This window comes from Microbacterium sp. MTN4-26 (assembly GCF_042846595.1).
Taxonomy (GTDB): domain Bacteria; phylum Actinomycetota; class Actinomycetes; order Actinomycetales; family Microbacteriaceae; genus Microbacterium; species Microbacterium luteum.
In genome coordinates this window covers 32,443-50,802 of sequence record NZ_BTGO01000016.1, presented here as the reverse complement: position 1 = coordinate 50,802, position 18,360 = coordinate 32,443, and the positions used below count along the sequence as shown (strand labels likewise).

The window sequence follows — 18,360 nt, the reverse complement described above, 5'->3', positions numbered from 1 at the left end:
TTTCGCCGCTCGCTCGATCGGGCCATGATCGAGGCGAAAGGAGCATCATGACCTCCACAGAGCCCTCGCCCACCATCGCTGCCGAGCACGCGCGGCTGACGAACACGCTTCCGTTCCACGACTCCCGCGACCACGAGCTCGCCGACCGAGGCTTCCTCGGCACGATCGATCCGATGATCATCCGCAACGAGGCGGGCGATGTCGTCTGGGACGGCCAGAGCTACGACTTCCTCGGCGGTGAAGCCCCGACCTCGGTGAACCCGAGCCTCTGGCGCCAGTCGACACTGGTCGCCAAGCACGGTCTCTATGAGGTCGTCGACGGCATCTACCAGGTGCGCGGATTCGACCTGTCGAACGTCACCTTCGTCGAGAGCGACTCCGGCGTGATCGTGATCGACCCGCTGATCTCGGCGGAGACCGCGGCCGCCGCGCTGGCGCTGTATCGGCAGCACCGCGGGCATCGTGAGGTGCGGGCGGTCATCTACACCCACAGTCACATCGATCACTTCGGCGGGGTGTTCGGCGTGACCACCGAGGAGGAGGTGGATGCCGGAGCCGTGGCCGTCATCGCGCCGGACGGATTCGTCGAGCACGCGGTGGAAGAGAACGTCTACGCCGGCACCGCCATGGGGCGTCGCGCCGGTTACATGTACGGCGCCGCCCTGGCCCGCGGACCCGAGGGCCAGGTGGGCGCGGGTCTGGGGCAGACCACGTCGCGCAACGGCACCGTCGGCCTCATCCCGCCGACCCTCACCATCACACGGACCGGCGAGAGTCACGTCATCGACGGCGTGCCGATCGAGTTCCAGATGGCGCCCGGAACCGAGGCCCCCGCTGAGATGCACTTCTTCTTCCCCGGCTACCGCGCCCTCTGCATGGCGGAGAACGCCACCCACAACCTGCACAACCTGCTCACGCTGCGCGGTGCGCTCGTGCGCGATCCGCACGTGTGGTCCCGCTATCTGACCGAGGCGATCGACGTGTTCGCCGACCGCGCCGATGTGGTCTTCGCGTCGCACCACTGGCCAACGTGGGGACACGATGAGATCGTGTCGTTCCTGTCGACCCAGCGCGACCTCTACGCCTACCTGCACGATCAGACGCTGCGGATGCTGAACACGGGCCTGACCGGCACCGAGATCGCCGAGATCATCCAGCTTCCGCCGGCCCTCGAGAACGCCTGGAACGCGCGCGGCTACTACGGCTCGGTCAGCCACAACGTCAAGGCGGTCTACCAGCGGTACATGGGATGGTTCGACGGCAACCCCGCTCGACTGTGGCCGCATCCTCCCGCCGAGCAGGCGAAGCGATACGTCGACGCGATGGGCGGCATCGATCGTGTCGTGACCCTCGCACGCACCGCCTTCGACGGCGGCGACTACCGGTGGGCGGCGACGCTGCTCGATCACGCGATCTTCACCGACGCCGACCACGCCGCAGCCAGGGAGCTGTACGCGCAGACGCTGACGCAGCTCGGCTATGGCTCCGAGAACGGCACGTGGCGCAACTTCTTCCTCTCCGGAGCGACCGAGCTGCAGTCGGGGAGCTTCGGAACACCCCAATCGACGAGTGCGCCGACGATCGTGGCGCAGCTGACGCCGGAGCAGCTGCTCGACGCGTTCGCCATCACTGTCGACGGGCCGAAGGCGTGGGATCTCGACCTCGTCACCGACCTGACCTTCACCGACCTCGGCCGCAGCTTCCGGGTGACGCTGCGCAACGGCGTGCTGATCTACCTCGAGAGGGAGCCGGGATCGGATGCCGCGCTGCACCTGTCGCTGACGAAGGCCCGCATGATCGCCCTCGCCGCCGGTGACACGTCGTCGCCGGGGCTGCAGATCGACGGCGATGCAGGAGTGCTGGAGTCGCTGTTCTCGGTCCTCGACCCCGGCGATCCCGACTTCGAGATCGTGCTGCCTTAGGAGGGGTGCCGGCCCGCGCCGAGCTGTCGCCCGTCCCCGAGGACATCCAGCGCCAGCGAACCCAGACGCCGCCGCTCCCGCGGCTTTCGCCTTGACCCATTCACCTGTCACGCGATGTCGCATCCCCGCCCCATACCGACAACCCTCGGCAACCGAAGCCCCGCCTGCCTTCGTCTTGACCCATTCACCTGTCACCGGATGTCGCATCCCCGCCACATATCGGCAGCCAGCGTCAACCGAACCCGCGCAACCGACGTTCACCTGTCACGGGATGTCGCATGCACGGTCCGAGACGACAACACCCGTCAACCGAAGCCCTTCCGGCCGTTGAGCGAGGAGCGGAGCGACGAGACGACACGCGGGCCGCGGATCAGCGCACCGGCAGCAGGTGCGTCGGCGAGGGCACCGTCGTGCGGTGCCGGATGCGCCCGGGCACTCCGGTACGCGGATCGAGGGTGAACGAGACCACCTCGTGCGAGCGCTCCCCCTCCACCAGCAGCGTGTCCCGCACCACGACGTGGTTGCGTGGCCACACCACGCCGGTCTCGACAAGCGCCACCGGCTCGAGCGCATCGCCCCCACCCCGCACGCGGAGCACGGCCATCGTGTCGCTGCCACGCAGGCCCGCATAGACGAAGGCGGCGTCGCGCCCCAGCGCGATCTCCGCTCCCGTGTCGCCGGCGAGGCCGCCGAGCGGCACGCCGCCGAGGACGCGCCACGCTCCGGTCGCATCCGGGGCGAGCACGAAGACCTCGCGCGAGAACTCGGTGACGACGTACAGGTGCCCGCTCGGATGCCAGACCGTGTGCCGGGGGCCGGAACCGCGAGGAAGCGCGACCTGCTGATGCGCACGCAGTCGCCCGTCGACCGGCCGCCACACCCGCACGAGATCGAGGCCGAGGTCGGTCGTCACGACCGTGCCGTCCGGAAGATAACGGGACTGGTGCGCGCGGGAGGGACGCGCCGAGGGCACCTCACCCGCCTCTTCGGCCGTCGCCCCGAGGACCTGAGTACGGATGGCGTCGACGTCGGGTTCGGCGTCGTAGGGGTCGGATGCGGCAGGCGCACGACGCGGGTCGGTCGGGCGGCCCTCCGCGTCGAGCGTCATCCGCACCACCGAGCCGTCGCCCCAGCAGGCGGCGAGCAGGCTGCCACCGTCGGGCGCGACCGCGACGTGACACGTCGCTGCGCCGGCCGGAACCGCGGCGCCGAGCGGCACGAGCGTGGATTCACCGGTGCGGGCGTAGGCCTGCACGGCGCCGGTCTTCTCCAGCGCCGCATAGATGACGTCGCGGGTGGGATGCGCCGCGAGCCACGACGGAGAGTCGGCCGCCACCACGTCGCCGCCGAACCCGAGGGCGCCGTCGACGTAGGCCGTGTCGGCCGAGCCGGCGTGCAGCATCCCTATGCCGGTGGCCTCACCGCCCATGTCAGCGGTGTAGCCGCCCGTGAAGAACCGCATGCGGCGAGCCGTCAGACGAGGTCGTGCCGCACGACGACCGCGTCTCGAGCCGGCCCGACGCCGATCACCGAGATGCGGGTGCCGCTCATTGCCTCGAGCGCGAGCACGTAGTCCTGCGCGTTCTGCGGCAGATCGTCGAAGTTGCGGGCGCCGGAGATGTCTTCCTTCCACCCGGGGAAGTACTCCAGGATCGGCTTCGCGTGGTGGAAGTCGGTCTGGTTCACGGGCACTTCGTCGAAGCGCGTGCCGTCGACGTCGTACGCGACGCAGACCGGGATGCGGTCCAGGCCGGTGAGGATGTCGAGCTTGGTGAGCACCAGGTCGGTGATGCCGTTGATGCGCGTCGCGTAGCGGGTGATGGGCGCGTCGTACCAGCCGACGCGGCGCGGGCGGCCGGTGGTCGTGCCGAACTCGAAGCCGCGCGAGCGCAGGAAGTCGCCGTTCTCGTCGAACAGCTCCGTGGGGAACGGCCCCGAGCCGACACGGGTCGTGTACGCCTTCACGATGCCGACGATGCGGTCCAGGCGCCCCGGTCCGACGCCCGATCCGGTCGCGGCTCCCCCGGCGGTCGCCGACGACGAGGTCACGAACGGGTAGGTGCCGTGGTCGACATCGAGCATCGTGGCCTGGCCGCCCTCGAAGACGACGACCTCGTCGCGCTTCAGTGCCTCGTCGAGCAGGAGGCCGGTGTCGGCGACCATCGGGCGCAGCCGCTCGGCGTACGACAGCAGCTCCTCGACGACCTCGTCGCACGTGATCGCGCGGCGGTTGAAGACCTTCACGAGCAGGTGGTTCTTCTGATCGAGCGCGCCCTCGACCTTCTGACGCAGGATGTTCTCGTCGAACAGGTCCTGCACGCGGATGCCGACACGGTTGATCTTGTCGGCGTAGGCCGGGCCGATCCCGCGCCCGGTGGTGCCGATCTGCCGCTTGCCGAGGAAGCGCTCGGTGACCTTGTCGAGGGTGCGGTGGTAGTGCGTGATGATGTGCGCGTTCGCGCTGACCTTCAGACGCGATGTGTCCAGGCCCCGGGCCTGCAGGGCGGTGAGCTCGTCGAAGAGCACCTCGAGGTCGACGACGACGCCGTTGCCGATCACGGCGTTCACGCCCGGGGAGAGGATGCCGGAGGGCAGCAGGTGCAGCGCGTACTTCTCATCGCCGATGACGACGGTGTGGCCGGCGTTGTTGCCGCCGTTGAACTTCACGACCCAGTCGGTGCGGTCACCGAGCAGATCGGTGGCCTTGCCTTTGCCCTCGTCGCCCCACTGGACGCCGACGATCACGATGCCTGGCATGGGAGAGCCCCCTCGAATGGCGGTCCGACGCCGCACGACGCCGGCAGGACGCGCACCGGCGGTGCCACCGTCCCGTCCCAGTCTAGTCAGCCGCACCGACGCGCCCCGCGGCGCTGTCAGGCAGGACCGATGCAGATCTCGCGCTCGGCGCGCGAGACGCAGGTGATGAGCTGGTCGGAGCGTTCGTGGTTTTCCAGCACGATGTCGCGGTGCTGCGCGGTCCCCGAGATCAGGCGCACGCGACACGTCCCGCACGTTCCCGACCGGCACGAGCTCGGAACGGCGATTCCGTTCTCGGTGAGCCGGTCGAGGAGGGACTGGTCACTGCCGACCGACACGCGTTCGCCGGTCGGCTGCCACACGGCGGTGAAGGGCTGGGCGAACGGGTCGACCGCGCAGACGCCGACGAAGTCCTCGAAGTGCAGCCGCGCGGGACGCCAGTGCATCGTCAGGGCCTGCACGGTGCGCATGAGCGGCGCCGGTCCGCAGCAGTAGACCTCGCTGTCGGTGGGGTCGGCCAGGAGTGGCCACAGGTCGAATCGTCGCCCATCGTGCTCGCGGGTGGCGTGCACGACGACATCGGGCGCATCGAGCTCGTCGAGGTAGGCCGCAGCGGATCGGTCCCTCACGAGGTAGACGAGAGTGCTCGCCACCCCCGCCTCCTGCAGGTCGCGTCGCATTCCGCGCACGGCGGTGATTCCCACTCCGCCGGCGATGAGAACCGCCCGGCGCGTCGTCGGATGAAGGTCGAACCCCGTGCTCGGAGAGGAGATCCGCACCGGCGAGCCGGTGGCGGCACGGTCGTGCATGCTCACCGAGCCGCCCTCGCCGTCGGCACGGCGATCCACCGCGATCGTGTACGCCCGCGGACGAGCGGCGGTCGGAGCGCACAGCGAGTAGCTGCGTCGATGGCCGCCGGGAGTCTCGACGTCGATGTGCGCCCCGGCCTCGAATGCGGGCAGCGCACCACCATGGGCCGCGGCGAGGGTGAACTCGTCGATCGTCGGGGCCAGACGGCGGCGGCCGGTGACGACGACCGGGATGTCGGTCTCACCGCGGGTCATGCGCACCCGGCTCCGATCCCGGCGGGAACCGCGACCGGCAGTCCCGGCGCCAGGTCGCCGCCCGAGAGGATGTTCGCGTAGATGCCGAGGTCGGTGTGGCCGTAGTGCTGCTTCAGGAGGCGGGGGATCGGCAGGTCGCGCTCGGTCGTCTCGAGGTTCACCTCGGTCGCCGCGCACCGCGCGGCCATCATCTCTCCGCGCAGCACGACCTCGCCTGCGCGGAACTCCTTCCCGATGAGGTCGCGCTCGATCCACGGCTCGCCGAGATCGACGTAGAGGTTGGCCCGGAAGCGTCGCGGGTCCACCTCGTGCGCGATGCGCTCTTCGAGATCACGGATCGACGCGAGGTTGACGAGGTGGCACGCCCACGTCAGATGCTCGGAGACCGAGGCCGTGTAGGAGAAGTTGAAGGTGCGATTCGCGCGGCGCACCAGGCGGGGTCGGTCCGCCTCGTCGAGGTCGAGCACCCGCGCGAAGAAGCGCTCGGCCTCCCGCACGTCGGTGTCATCTCGCAACGACACATCGAGCACGACGTGCTCCTGCACGTGCACACGCAGTCTCTCGGTCTCGGGATCCAGATGCGTCGAGACGCCTGCCAGACGCGGGAAGACCGTCAGCCCGTAGGCCTCGGCAGAGGTGAGCGGTCGGTCGCCTGATGCGGCCTCGGCCGCCTGACGCTTCGGCAGCGCCCAGCACCGGTCGAAGGGGAATCCCCGATCGGGGTCGACGGTCACCCGCTCGAGTCTCTGTCCGGACAGACCGCGGATCGGATAGATGTACAGGTCGCTGACCGCGCCGGCATCGACAAGGTCAGGGGTCGCGGCTGACTCTTCCACCGTCAAAACGGATGAACACCTCGCAGTGATCGACGTCGCCACCATTATCCCGGCATCGGCGCGATGCTCGCGTGCTCGCCGCGACGGCCGGAGCCGCGTGGGACGCGGATGGGAATACCCGGCGCTCGCGCCGCATTACCACCCGTGACGGCCGATGTGCCGTTCACCGCCGCACGCGAGAGAATCATCCCTGAACATGTCTGCCTCCGACCATGCCCGCTGGCTCGACCAGCGCGCCCGCACCGTGACCGCCGCCACCGGAAACCTCGCTCTCGTCGAGACCCGCTGGAGCGGCGCCACCCGCCCCGACGTCGACGCCGAGCGGGCCGTCGCCGGCCCGACCGTGACCGTCACCGAGCTCTCGCGCACGTCGATCGACACGGGTGAACCGGAATACGGGCTGCGTCGCTGGGATGCCGATTCCGCGGCGATCCGCGCTTTCGAGCACATCGATGCCTTCGGCTACGACCCGGACTGGGTCATCGAAGGCCGCTTCACCCCGGTCGAGGGCGACGGGTCCGCCCGCACGGTGCCCTTCGAGCACATCCGCGACAACGGCGGCACCCGCGATCTCGTCGTCCCCGGCGACATCCATGTGACGATCCGCGGCGAGGAATTCACCCTCGCGGCCTTCGACGACGGCGGCACGCTGCTGCTCGTGTTCGCCGACGCGACGAACGGGTCGGAGACCTACGGGCCCGGACGATTCCTCTTCGTACCGCGCGATGCCGACGCGGCGGGCGATGCGGGAACCGTCGTGCTCGACTTCAACCGCGCCTTCGTCCCGCCGTGCGGGTTCTCGGCGCAGTTCAACTGCCCCCTGCCTCCGGCGTCCAACCGGTTCCCCTTCCGGGTGCCCGCCGGCGAGAAGAACGTCGTGTTCCGCGACGGCTTCGACATCTCCGCGGCCTGAGCCGCATCCTCCCCCGCACCACAGCATGCACAGCACTGGAGTATCCGTATGAGAAAGCCCCTGCTCGCCCTGTCCGCCGTCGCCGTCTCGGCGCTCGTGCTCGCCGGATGCAGCACCGGTGGCGACGCCGCCGGCGACGCCTCGTCGGACGACGCCACGATCTCCATCGGCTCGCTGTACGAGCCGCAGAACCTCAGCAACACCCAGGGCGGCGGCCAAGGCGTCACCGAGGCGCTGAACGGCAACGTCTACGAGGGTCTGTACAAGCTCACCGACGACGGCGAGGTCGAGCCGCTGCTGGCCGAGTCGGCCGAGCTGAGCGAAGACGGCCTCACCTACACCGTCACGCTGCACGAGGGCATCACGTTCCACTCCGGCGCGCCCCTCACCTCCGCCGACGTGAAGACCAGCGTCGAGGCGGTCATCGCCGAGGACTCCCAGTCGGCGCGCAAGTCCAGCTTCGGACCCATCAGCGAGATCACCACCCCCGACGACCAGACGGTCGTGTTCGAGCTGTCCGAGCGATCGATCTCGTTCCCCTACAACCTCAGCTACGTGTGGATCACCGGTCCCGAGGCGAGCGCCGAGACCACCGACGGCACCGGTCCGTACACGCTCGACGAGTGGCGCCAGGGCTCGACCCTGACCCTCCTCCGCTGGGACGACTACTGGGGCGAGGCCGCGGCGAACGCCGAGGTCGTCTTCACCTACTTCACCGACGCGACGGCCGAGAACAACGCCCTGCTCAGCGGCGAGATCGACCTAGTCACGAGCATCCAGAACCCCGACTCGCTCGCGCAGTTCGAGGACAACGCCGACTTCACCGTCAGCGAGGGCACCTCGACCACCAAGGAGCTGCTCGCCTTCAACGACCGCGTGGCCCCCTTCGACGACGCCCTCGTGCGCAAGGCCGTCTACTCCGCGATCGACCGTGAGCAGCTGCTCACCTCGATCTGGGGAGACTACGGCACGCTCATCGGCTCGATGGTCCCCCCGACCGACCCGTGGTACGTCGACCTGACCGACGTGAACCCGTACGACCCCGAGCTGTCTCGCGAGCTTCTGGATGCCGCCGGCTACGCCGACGGGTTCACCTTCACCCTGGACACGCCGAGCTACGACCCGCACCCGGTTGTGGCCGAGTTCCTGCAGGCGCAGCTGGCCGAGGTCGGCATCACCGTCGAGATCAACACGATCAGCGCCGACGAGTGGTACACCAAGGTCTTCGCCGAGCGTGACTTCGAAGCCACCCTGCAGGAGCACGTCAACGACCGCGACGTCGTCTGGTACGGCAACCCCGACTTCTACTGGGGCTACGACAACGCCGACGTGCAGCAGTGGGTCGCCGAGGCCGAGCAGGCCGAGACGGTCGAGCAGCAGACCGAGCTGCTCACGCAGGTCAACGAGCAGATCGCCGAAGACGCCGCGAGCGTGTGGCTGTACCTGTACCCGCAGATCGTCGTCGCCGACAGCGACCTGTCGGGCTACCCCGTCAACGGCCTGAACTCGCAGTTCTTCGTCTACGACATCGTCAAGAACTGACCCGCCGCCGGTGCCGGGCGCACGCGCCCCGGCACCGGCGCATCCTCCCCTCATGCTCATCTACCTGCTGCGCCGTTCCGCCCTGCTCGTACTCTCGCTCGCGGTGGCGATGGTCGTCATCTTCGTGCTGCTGCGCCTGCTGCCCGGCGACCCCGCGAACGCGCTGCTGTCGGTGGACGCGACTCCGGAGCAGATCGCGGCGGCACGCGCGCAGGTCGGCTCCGACCAGCCGGTGTGGCAGCAGTTCGCCACGTGGTCGGCGCAGCTGCTGCGGGGCGACCTCGGGGAGTCGTTCATCAGCTCGCGCGAGGTCGGCCCCGAGATCTCCGCGCGGCTGGGGGTGACCATCCCGCTGACGCTGCTGTCGTTCGCCCTCGCCCTCGTGCTCTCCCTGGTGATCGGCGTCACCGCGGCGATGAAGGCCGACCGGTGGTACGGCATCGCCCTGTCGGGCTTCTCGCAGCTCGGCGTGGCCGTGCCGGTGTTCTGGGTGGGCGTCATCCTCGTGTGGATCTTCGCGCTGCAGCTCGGGATGCTCCCCTCCGGCGGCTTCCCCCGCGACGACTGGGAGGACCCGGCCGACGCCCTCCGCTCCCTCGCCCTGCCCGTGATCACGATCGCGTTCGTCATGAGCGCGTCGCTGTCGCGCTACGTGCGCTCGGCGACGGTCGACGTGCTGGGCAGCGACTACCTGCGCACCGCCCGCGCCGGCGGGGCGAGCATGCGCGAGGCGCTGCTCCGGCATGGTGTGCGCAACGGCGCCGTGCCCGTGATCGCCGTGCTCGGCATCGAGCTGTCCACGACACTGCTGGGCGCCGTCGTCGTGGAGAGCGTGTTCACCCTTCCGGGGCTCGGGAACATGCTGCTGACCGGTATCGAGCAGCACGATTTCGCCAACATCCAAGGCGTGCTCGTGGTCAGCACGCTGTTCGTCGTGCTGGTCGGCTTCGCCGCCGACATCGCTCAGCGCCTCATCGATCCGCGTCTGCGTACGAGCATCTCGGGGAACCTGCGATGACCGCGCCCGTGCAGACCGCTTCCGGACCGGCCTCCACCGCGCCGCGAGCCGCTGCCGCGCGCCCGCCGCGGCGCCGGCGCGCGACCCTCGTCATCGGCCTCGTCCTCACGGCGACGGTCGTCGTGGTCGCCCTCGTGTCGCTCGTGTGGCTGCCCTATCCCCTCACCGACATCAGCGGCGGACGCCTGAGCGCTCCCAGCCCCGCGCATCCGCTCGGCACCGATCGCCTCGGCCGCGACCTGCTGTCGCAGCTGATGGTCGGCGCCCGCATCGCCCTGGCCGTCGGGGCCGGCGCCGTTGCGATCGCCGCCGTCCTCGGCACCGCGATCGGCCTCGCCGCCGCCTTCGCGCGGCCGTGGCTCGATGACACCCTCTCGGCCGGGCTCGACGTCGTGATCGCCTTCCCGGTGCTGCTGCTGGCGATGCTCGTCGTCGCCGTGCAGGGTCCGTCGCTCGGCTCCGCGATCCTCGCGATCGGCCTCGCGATGTCGGCGGTGATCGCTCGCCTCACGCGCATCCTTTCGCGCCGCGTGCTGCAGGAGCAGTTCGTGACGGCCGCGCGCACGAGCGGCACGCGAACCGCCGGAATCGTGTGGCACCACATCCTGCCGAACATCGCGCCCACCCTCGCGGTGAGCCTCGCGCTGCAGTTCGGCGTGGCGGTGCTCGCCGAGGCGAGCCTGTCGTACCTCGGCCTGGGGGCACCTCCGCCGAACGCGTCGTGGGGCCGGATGCTGCAGGAGGCGCAGGGCACCGTGCTCACCGCCCCGGTCGGGGCCATCGCGCCCGGCGTCGCGGTGATCGTGCTCGTGCTCGGGGTCAACTTCCTCGCCGACGGCCTGCGCGATGTCGCCGATCCGACGAGACGGAGGGGCCGATGACCCTCCTCGATGTCTCGCACCTCGCGCTCCGCGCCGGCGACACGACCCTCGTCGACGACGCGACCTTCGCCCTCGGCGCCGGCGAGCGCGTCGGCCTGGTCGGCGAGTCCGGCTCGGGCAAGTCGATGACCGCTCTAGCCGTCCTCGGCCTCCTTCCCGATACCGTCGTCGCGACCGGATCCGCCCGGCTCGACGGACACGAGATCGTCGGATCGACGGATGCCGCAACGCGCCGCCTGCGCGGCCCCGTCGCCGGGATCGTCTTCCAGGAGCCGCTGTCCGCCCTCGACCCGCTCATGCGCGTGGGTCGACAGATCGCCGAGCCGCTCCGCCGTCACCGCGGACTGCGCGGTGCCGACCTGCGCGAGGCCGTCTCCCGCTCGTTGGCCGACGTCTCACTCGTCGACGCGCGGATCGCGCGGGCCTACCCGCACGAGTTGTCCGGCGGGCAGCGCCAGCGCATCGCGATCGCAATCGCCCTCGCGGCCGACCCGCGTCTGCTGATCGCGGACGAGCCGACCACGGCGCTGGATGTGACGGTGCAGAACGACGTGCTCGCCCTCCTCGAGCGCCTGGTCGCCGAGCGCGACATGGCCCTGCTGTTCATCAGCCACGACCTCGCCGTCGTCTCGCGCATGGTCGATCGCGCCCTCGTGCTGCAGCACGGACGCGTGGTCGAGGAAGGCGCCGTGAGCCACGTGCTGCGCGACCCGCAGCATCCATACACGCGGGCGCTCGTCGACAGCGCCCGCTATCTCGACGCCGCACTCGATGCGACCCCGGGGGCAGGAGGCGAATCGCCATGACCCTTCTCGCCCTCGAGAACGCGGCGTTCGGCTACGGCGCCACCCCGGTGCTCGACGACGTCTCCCTCTCGGTCGGAGCCGGCGAGGCGGTCGGCCTCGTGGGAGAGTCCGGTGCCGGCAAGTCCACCGCGCTGCGCCTGCTGCTCGGCCTCGACTCACCGGACGCCGGCCGCGTCGTGTTCGACGACGCTTCGCTCGATCGCCGCGACCGTCGGCTCATGCGTCGTTTCCGTCGCACGGTGCAGCCGGTGTTCCAGGATCCGTACTCGTCCCTCGACCCCCGCCAGCGCATCGACCGCATCGTCGGGGAGCCGCTGCGCTCCCTGCGGATCGCGTCGGGCGACCGTGCGCGCGCATCCGTCGCCGAGGCCCTCGCCTCGGTCGGCCTCGACGCCGACACGATGCGGCGATACCCGCACGAGTTCTCCGGGGGTCAGCGTCAGCGCATCGCGATCGCGCGCGCCCTGGTCTCGCGCCCGCGCGTGCTGCTCGCCGACGAGCCCGTCTCGGCGCTCGACCTCACCACTCGTGTTCAGGTGATCGACCTGCTCGCACACCTGCGCCGCGAGACCGGGCTCGCCCTCGTGCTGGTCTCGCACGACCTCAGCGCCGTCGCCGCCGTCTGCGAGCGCACCGCGGTGCTGCGCGACGGGCGCATCGTGGAGCAGGGAGCGACGGTCGACCTGCTCACCGCGCCGCGCACGGCGTACGCGCGGCAGCTCGTGGCCGCGGTCCCCCGTCTGCCACGCTGACCTCGCGCACCGCGCACCGCGCACCACGCACCACGCGTTTCCCCTGTCACCATCGGTCGCTTCAGCGCGCTGTGGGGGCGTTCGGTGACGAGCGAAGGCGAACTCGCCGCCTCAGCGGCCCCGCGGCGGGATCTGATCCACGCCGTGACGGTTGGGCTTGTCGGGCTCGGCGGCGGTCTCGGGCGAGACACCGGCCTCGCCCTCAGGGGCGCCGCCGTCGGGATACGTCTCCTGGGGAACGTCGTGCTCGCGCTCGTCGCGCGGCGGGAGGTGGTCCTTCGGCTGTGGGAGGTCGTCTTCATCGCTCATGCCGTCACGATCGACGACCTTCCGCTTCGGTGCCAGGGGGTTGCGCGCGCCCAGCTCCCGTGTTTTCCTCGCGCGTCCGGCCAGGTGCTCAGCCGGCATCGGCGCGGGAGCGGGCACGCACCGTGATGATCTGGGCGACGAAGATCACCGCCGCGACCGCCGCGGCGATCACGACCGTGAGCAGATCGCTCTGAACCTTGAAGATCGTGAACGGGACCAGGATCGCCAGGTCGAGGATGATCGTGATCGCCGGCAGCCACGGCTTCGCGTCGATCTCGTCGCGGAGATGACGGATGACGCCCCACTGCACGGCGATGTCCATCGTCAGGTAGAGGAACGCACCCATCGATGCGATCTGCGTGAGATCCAGGAAGGCCGTCGCCACGATCGCGAGGCCGGCGGTGATGAGAAGCGGCTGCCGCGGGATGCGATCGGGCAGCGCGGGCGCCTGCCGCATGTCCTGCAGCATCGCGTACAGGCGCGACACGGAGTACAGGCTCGCGAGCAGACCGGAGAGCGTCGCGACCACGGCGATCGCGACCGTGATGCTCACGCCCCACGCGCCGAACAGCGGCTCGGCAGCCTGTGCGAGCGCGTAGTCGCGCGCATCCACCGCCCCCTCCGCGCCGATGCTCGCATCCACCGACAGCGTGATGAGCAGGTAGAGCACGGTGCAGATGAGGATCGACAGCACGATCGAGCGGCCGAGGTTCCTGCTCGGGTCGCGGATGTCATCGCCCTGGTTCGTGATCGTGGTGAACCCCTTGTAGGCGAGCACGCACAGCGTCGACCCGGCCAGCAGGCCCCACAGGCCTGATGACTCGCCCGAGCCCCCGCTCGAGAAGAGGCCGCCGGACGCGGCGGCGCCGATGAGCCCGGCGACGGCGAGCACCCCGATGCCGAGGATCTTCAGCACCGCCGTGGTGGTCGCCGACCCCTCGACGAAGCGGTTGCCGACGAGGTTCACGATCGTCGCGGCGACGATCGCGGCGATCCCGAGCACGGGCACGAGGACGGGGGAGTCCTGCAGCCCGAACGGACGCAGCAGATAGGTGCCGAAGGTGCGCGCCAGCAGGCTCTCGGCCACCACCATCGAGACGTACATGAACAGCGAGAACGACCCGGCGATCACGCCCGGGCCGTACGCGCCCTTGAGCAGCATCGCGATCCCGCCCGACGACGGGTTGACGCTCGAGTACCGGATGTAGGAGTACGAGCTGACGCCGGCGACGACCGCGCCGATGAGGAACGCCAGCGGGAACCACGGACCGACGATGCCCGCCACCTGTCCGACGAGGGCGAAGATCCCCGCGCCGATCATCACGCCGGTTCCGAGGGAGATCGATCCGACCAGCGAGATCTTCTTCGTGTCCGCTGCCATGGATTCCTCTCGCGTCGGGTGCCGTGCACGCGGAACTCATGCCGCGCCGCCGGCCACGCTAACGTGCGGGAGGCGGTCGGGCGGACCCCCTTGCGCGCAGTCAGGCACCGCGTGCTACAGAAAGGGGGCGCGGTGGCGGCGCCGGTCTGGCAGGGTGTGAGCGGGTGCGCAACGAGCGCGCCCTTCTCATGAGGGGGTTTCATGGAAGTCGCCGGACTCGTCGGCATTCTCATCATCGTCGGGATCGCGGTCGTCGCGGTCATCATCGTCGGCCTCATCCTGCTGCTGTTCGCACGCAGCTGGATCAAGGTCGCCCGTGCCGACGAGGCGCTGGTCATCTCGGGTCGCAAACAGAAGGTGCAGAGCACCGTGCTGGATGCCGACGGCTCCAGCCGCTCCGAACTCTCGGAGTCGCCGGTGACGGTCATCGTCAACGGCAAGTCGCTCGTGAACCCGATCACGCAGCGGCACGAGATCATCTCGCTGCGATCGCGGCAGGTGATGCTCAACGCCGAGGCGCAGTCGCTCGACAATGTCACGTTGAACGTCGACGGCGTGGCGATCGTGAAGATCGGCTCGGATCCCTTGTTCGTGCGGCGGGCCGCCGAGCGCTTCGCCTCGCAGGACGCCGCGATCGAGCAGTTCACGACCGAGCAGCTCGAGGGAGCACTCCGCGGCATCGTCGCGACGCTGTCGGTGGTCGAGCTCATGCGCGAGCGCAAGAAGTTCTCGGATCAGATCGCCGCCGACGTCTCGCACGAGCTGGCCGAGCAGGGTCTCATCCTCGACTCGTTCCAGATCAAGGGCATCACGGACTCCGTCGGCTACATCCAGTCACTGGGCTCACCGGAGATCCAGGCCAAGCGTCAGGCCGCCGAGATCGCCCAGACCAACGCCGACCGCGCGATCAACCAGAAGAACATCGCCAACGACGAAGCGAACCTCATCGAGCAGACCGCGCTCGACACCAACACCGCCAACGCGGCGGCAGGTGTCGGTCGCGCCCGCGCCGAGGCGGAGCAGGCCGAGCAGCTGGCGCGCGCGAAGGCCGAGCAGGCGGTGCTGCAGCAGCAGGCCGAGAACAAGCAGGCCCAGCTCGACGCCGACGTCAAGCGCGTCGCCGATGCGCAGCGCTACGAGGCGGAGACCCGCGCACAGGCCGACCTCTACACGCGCGAGCGCTCGGCCGAGGCCGCCGCGATCGAGCAGGTCAAGCAGGCCGAGGCGCGCACGCGCATCGCCGAGCAGCAGGCGGAAGCCGACAAGGCACGCGCCGCCGGTGAAGCAGCGGCCGCCGAGGCGAAGGCCGCCGGTGAGGCCGGCGCGCTGCGCGCCCGCGCCGATGCCGAGGCCGAGGCGCGTCGCCTCACCTCGCAGGCCGAGGCCGGAGCGATCCGTGCCGAGGGTGAAGCCCGTGCCGCGGCCGTCCAGGCCGAGGCGGAGGCCATCGCGTCGAATCAGGAGGCCTTCCTGTCGCAGCGCGTGCTCGAGGTGCTGCCGGCCATCATGACCGAGTTCGCCAAGGGCTACGCCGCGATCGGCAACGTCTCGATCATCGGCGGCTCCGGCGACGACGGCGCATCAAGCGTCATCGGCGGCGACAGCGCAAAGGCGATGCGATCCGTCTTCGACAGCGTCGAGGCGGCCACCGGCATCGACCTCGCCGCGCTCATCCAGGGCCAGACCTTCGGCCGCGGCGTCGGCGAGGGCCTCGCCGAGGCGACGAGCCGCGAGCAGGCCGCACCCACCCGCACGAAGCCCGCGGACGCCGGCGCCGAATGACCCTGGCCGGTGACCCCGGCCTGTGACCCCGAGGTCGGAGAATCGGCCCGATGTCGGAGGATTCCTCGCAGATCCTCCGACATCGGCGCGATTCTCCGACCTTGGCGGGCCGCGAAGCGGATAGCGTGACGCCCATGTCACCCGAACGCGTCTGGACGGTACTGCGCGGCGTGATGGCCGTGGTCATCCTCGCCGCCGTGGTGCGTCAGCTGGCCGCATCCATCGCATCCGCCCTGGAGTACGGCCGCGACCTCGGCGTCACCGTCGCGAACTTCTTCAGCTTCTTCACCATCCTCTCCAACGTGTCGTCGGCGATCGTGCTGACGTGGGCGGTCGTCTGGTTCCTCACGCGCGGGAGGGATGCCGGCGGCGAGCGCCGCCGCGAACCGCGCGCCCTCGCGATCGCCCTCGTGTCGGTGACGACCTACATGGTGATCACCGGCGTCGTCTACAACATCCTGCTGCGCGGCGTGGAGCTGCCGCAGGGGTCCGAACCGGTGCCGTGGTCCAACGAGGTGCTGCACGTGGTCGCTCCGCTGTTCCTGCTCGCCGATGCGTTCGTCGCAGTGCGGCGCCGCCCGCTCGCCTGGCGCGACACCCTGTGGGTGCTCGGGTTTCCGATCGCATGGGTGATCTACACGCTCGTGCGCGGTCCGCTCGTGACAAACCCGACGATCGGCCCGGGGTACTGGTATCCCTACCCGTTCCTCAACCCGAACAACCCCGGCCTCGTGCCGCCCGGATACGCGGGAGTCGCGGTGTACGTCGTCGGGATCGCCGCAGCGATCGTCGTGGTCGCCTACGGCGTCGTATGGGTGGGCCGGCGCCGCGCACGCGTGGATCGGCCGGTGCACGCGGATCGGTAGGGTGGAGGACATGTCGAAGGTCCTCCAGTCCCTGCCCGTCGGCGAGCGCGTCGGCATCGCCTTCTCCGGTGGTCTCGACACCTCCGTGGCCGTCGCGTGGATGCGCGACAAGGGCGCGATCCCCTACACCTACACCGGCGACCTCGGTCAGTACGACGAAGACGACATCGCGTCGATACCGGGCCGCGCCACCGAGTACGGCTCCGAGGCCTCGCGACTGCTCGACTGCAAGACGATGCTCGTCGAGGAGGGCTTCGTCGCGCTCGCGTGCGGGGCGTTCCACATCCGCTCGGGCGGACGCACCTACTTCAACACCACCCCTATCGGCCGCGCGGTGACCGGCACGATGCTCGTGCGGGCGATGAAGGAGGACGGCGTCGACATCTGGGGCGACGGCTCCACCTACAAGGGCAACGACATCGAGCGGTTCTACCGCTACGGTCTGCTCGCCAACCCCGCGCTGCGCATCTACAAGCCGTGGCTGGATGCCGACTTCGTCACCGAGCTCGGCGGCCGCCAGGAGATGAGCGAATGGCTCGTCGAGCACGGCTTCCCGTACCGCGACTCCGCCGAGAAGGCCTACTCCACCGACGCGAACATCTGGGGCGCCACCCACGAGGCGAAGACCCTCGAGCACCTGAACGTGTCGCTCGAGATCGTCGAGCCGATCATGGGCGTGAAGTTCTGGGATCCGTCGGTGCAGATCGACACCGAGGAGGTCACGATCGCTTTCGACGCGGGCCGCCCGGTCGCCATCAACGGCGTCGAGTACTCCGACCCGGTCGACCTCGTGCGGGAGGCGAACACCATCGGCGGCCGCCACGGCCTCGGCATGAGCGACCAGATCGAGAACCGCATCATCGAGGCGAAGTCGCGCGGCATCTACGAGGCGCCGGGTATGGCGCTGCTGTTCATCGCGTACGAGCGCCTGGTCAACGGCATCCTCAACGAAGACACCCTGGCGACCTATCACGAGCAGGGCCGTCGGCTCGGGCGTCTGATGTACGAAGGACGCTGGCTCGAGCCGCAGTCGTTCATGCTGCGCGAGTCGATCCAGAAGTGGGTCGGGTCGGCGATCACCGGCTCCGTCACCCTGCGTCTGCGCCGCGGCGAGGACTACACCATTCTCGACACGTCGTCTCCGATGCTCTCGTACGCCGCCGAGAAGCTGTCGATGGAGCGCGTCGGGGATGCCGCTTTCGGCCCGACCGATCGCATCGGCCAGCTCACCATGCGCAACCTCGACATCGCCGACTCGCGCTTCCGTCTCGAGCACTACGCCGCCGCCGGGTTCATCGGCGGCGCGACCGGAGAGCTGGTCGGCGAGCTGGAGAAGGGCGGCGCGCAGGAGATCACGGAGCACGCCGTCGACTACGACGCCGACCGCGAGGAGCTCGCCGAGGCCGTCGACGAGGCCAACGAGGCCGCGTCGTTCGATTTCGGCGCCGACTGACGCCCGCATCGTCCGACTGATCCGCCCCGCGACGTCGGACTGCTCCACCTGCGACGTCGGAGATTCGGCCCGATGTCG

General features: G+C 69.8%; 16 protein-coding genes. 10 read left to right on the top strand and 6 right to left on the bottom strand.

Going from position 1 to position 18,360, the window contains the following annotated elements:
* The first annotated feature begins 47 nt into the window (after window positions 1-47).
* On the top strand, window positions 48-1,922 hold the full coding sequence (locus ACGG9C_RS13485; protein ID WP_194384163.1) for an alkyl/aryl-sulfatase: 1,875 nt from the start codon (window positions 48-50) through the stop codon (window positions 1,920-1,922).
* 370 nt (window positions 1,923-2,292) lie between these two features.
* On the opposite strand, the gene ACGG9C_RS13480 is transcribed toward ACGG9C_RS13485, so the two are convergent.
* The 4 genes from ACGG9C_RS13480 to ACGG9C_RS13465 all read right to left on the bottom strand — a co-directional run bounded on the left by ACGG9C_RS13480 (window position 2,293) and on the right by ACGG9C_RS13465 (window position 6,579).
* Complete coding sequence (locus ACGG9C_RS13480) at window positions 2,293-3,384, bottom strand: beta-propeller fold lactonase family protein (protein ID WP_194384162.1); 1,092 nt, start codon at window positions 3,382-3,384, stop codon at window positions 2,293-2,295.
* A gap of 11 nt (window positions 3,385-3,395) precedes the next feature.
* Window positions 3,396-4,679 carry an adenylosuccinate synthase gene (locus ACGG9C_RS13475; RefSeq protein WP_194384161.1) on the bottom strand — a complete coding sequence of 428 codons (1,284 nt, stop codon included), beginning with the start codon at window positions 4,677-4,679 and terminating at the stop codon, window positions 3,396-3,398.
* Window positions 4,680-4,795: 116 nt separating this feature from the next.
* On the bottom strand, window positions 4,796-5,743 hold the full coding sequence (locus tag ACGG9C_RS13470; RefSeq protein ID WP_194384160.1) for a PDR/VanB family oxidoreductase: 948 nt from the start codon (window positions 5,741-5,743) through the stop codon (window positions 4,796-4,798).
* On the bottom strand, window positions 5,740-6,579 hold the full coding sequence (locus tag ACGG9C_RS13465) for an MOSC domain-containing protein (RefSeq protein ID WP_194384159.1): 840 nt from the start codon (window positions 6,577-6,579) through the stop codon (window positions 5,740-5,742). The genes ACGG9C_RS13470 and ACGG9C_RS13465 overlap by 4 nt, the downstream gene beginning before the upstream one ends.
* A 196-nt stretch (window positions 6,580-6,775) precedes the next feature.
* Between ACGG9C_RS13465 and ACGG9C_RS13460 the strand changes: the two genes are divergently transcribed.
* The 6 genes from ACGG9C_RS13460 to ACGG9C_RS13435 are packed head-to-tail and all read left to right on the top strand — an operon-like array spanning window position 6,776 to window position 12,491.
* Entirely contained in the window at window positions 6,776-7,492 is a 717-nt protein-coding gene (locus tag ACGG9C_RS13460) for a DUF1684 domain-containing protein (RefSeq protein WP_194384158.1), read from the top strand.
* Between the two features lie 48 nt (window positions 7,493-7,540).
* Window positions 7,541-9,034 carry an ABC transporter substrate-binding protein gene (locus ACGG9C_RS13455; protein ID WP_194384157.1) on the top strand — a complete coding sequence of 498 codons (1,494 nt, stop codon included), beginning with the start codon at window positions 7,541-7,543 and terminating at the stop codon, window positions 9,032-9,034.
* Between the two features lie 52 nt (window positions 9,035-9,086).
* A complete protein-coding gene (locus ACGG9C_RS13450) occupies window positions 9,087-10,052 on the top strand; it encodes an ABC transporter permease (protein WP_194384156.1) in 966 nt (321 codons plus the stop codon).
* Complete coding sequence (locus ACGG9C_RS13445; protein ID WP_194384155.1) at window positions 10,049-10,933, top strand: ABC transporter permease; 885 nt, start codon at window positions 10,049-10,051, stop codon at window positions 10,931-10,933. The genes ACGG9C_RS13450 and ACGG9C_RS13445 overlap by 4 nt, the downstream gene beginning before the upstream one ends.
* Window positions 10,930-11,739: an ABC transporter ATP-binding protein gene (locus ACGG9C_RS13440; RefSeq protein ID WP_194384154.1), complete on the top strand. Its 810-nt coding sequence runs from the start codon at window positions 10,930-10,932 to the stop codon at window positions 11,737-11,739. Before ACGG9C_RS13445 ends, ACGG9C_RS13440 begins: the two co-directional genes overlap by 4 nt.
* Entirely contained in the window at window positions 11,736-12,491 is a 756-nt protein-coding gene (locus tag ACGG9C_RS13435; protein ID WP_194384153.1) for an ABC transporter ATP-binding protein, read from the top strand. The genes ACGG9C_RS13440 and ACGG9C_RS13435 overlap by 4 nt, the downstream gene beginning before the upstream one ends.
* 111 nt (window positions 12,492-12,602) lie before the next feature.
* Here ACGG9C_RS13435 and ACGG9C_RS13430 read toward each other — a convergent pair whose 3' ends face one another.
* Both ACGG9C_RS13430 and ACGG9C_RS13425 read right to left on the bottom strand, forming a co-directional pair.
* The gene (locus ACGG9C_RS13430) at window positions 12,603-12,800 is read right to left on the bottom strand and encodes a hypothetical protein (RefSeq protein WP_071044347.1); all 198 of its coding nucleotides are present in this window, start codon (window positions 12,798-12,800) and stop codon (window positions 12,603-12,605) included.
* Window positions 12,801-12,888: 88 nt separating this feature from the next.
* Entirely contained in the window at window positions 12,889-14,181 is a 1,293-nt protein-coding gene (locus ACGG9C_RS13425) for an APC family permease (protein ID WP_194384152.1), read from the bottom strand.
* A gap of 201 nt (window positions 14,182-14,382) precedes the next feature.
* On the opposite strand from ACGG9C_RS13425, the gene ACGG9C_RS13420 reads away from it, so the two are divergent.
* From ACGG9C_RS13420 to argG, 3 genes are all read left to right on the top strand, one after another.
* Entirely contained in the window at window positions 14,383-15,963 is a 1,581-nt protein-coding gene (locus ACGG9C_RS13420; protein ID WP_194384151.1) for an SPFH domain-containing protein, read from the top strand.
* Window positions 15,964-16,097: 134 nt separating this feature from the next.
* Window positions 16,098-16,829, top strand: coding sequence for a Pr6Pr family membrane protein (locus ACGG9C_RS13415; RefSeq protein WP_228480876.1), 732 nt, complete (start codon window positions 16,098-16,100; stop codon window positions 16,827-16,829).
* 10 nt (window positions 16,830-16,839) lie between these two features.
* Window positions 16,840-18,282, top strand: coding sequence for an argininosuccinate synthase (gene argG, locus ACGG9C_RS13410; protein WP_194384150.1), 1,443 nt, complete (start codon window positions 16,840-16,842; stop codon window positions 18,280-18,282).
* The last annotated feature ends 78 nt before the right edge of the window (window positions 18,283-18,360 follow it).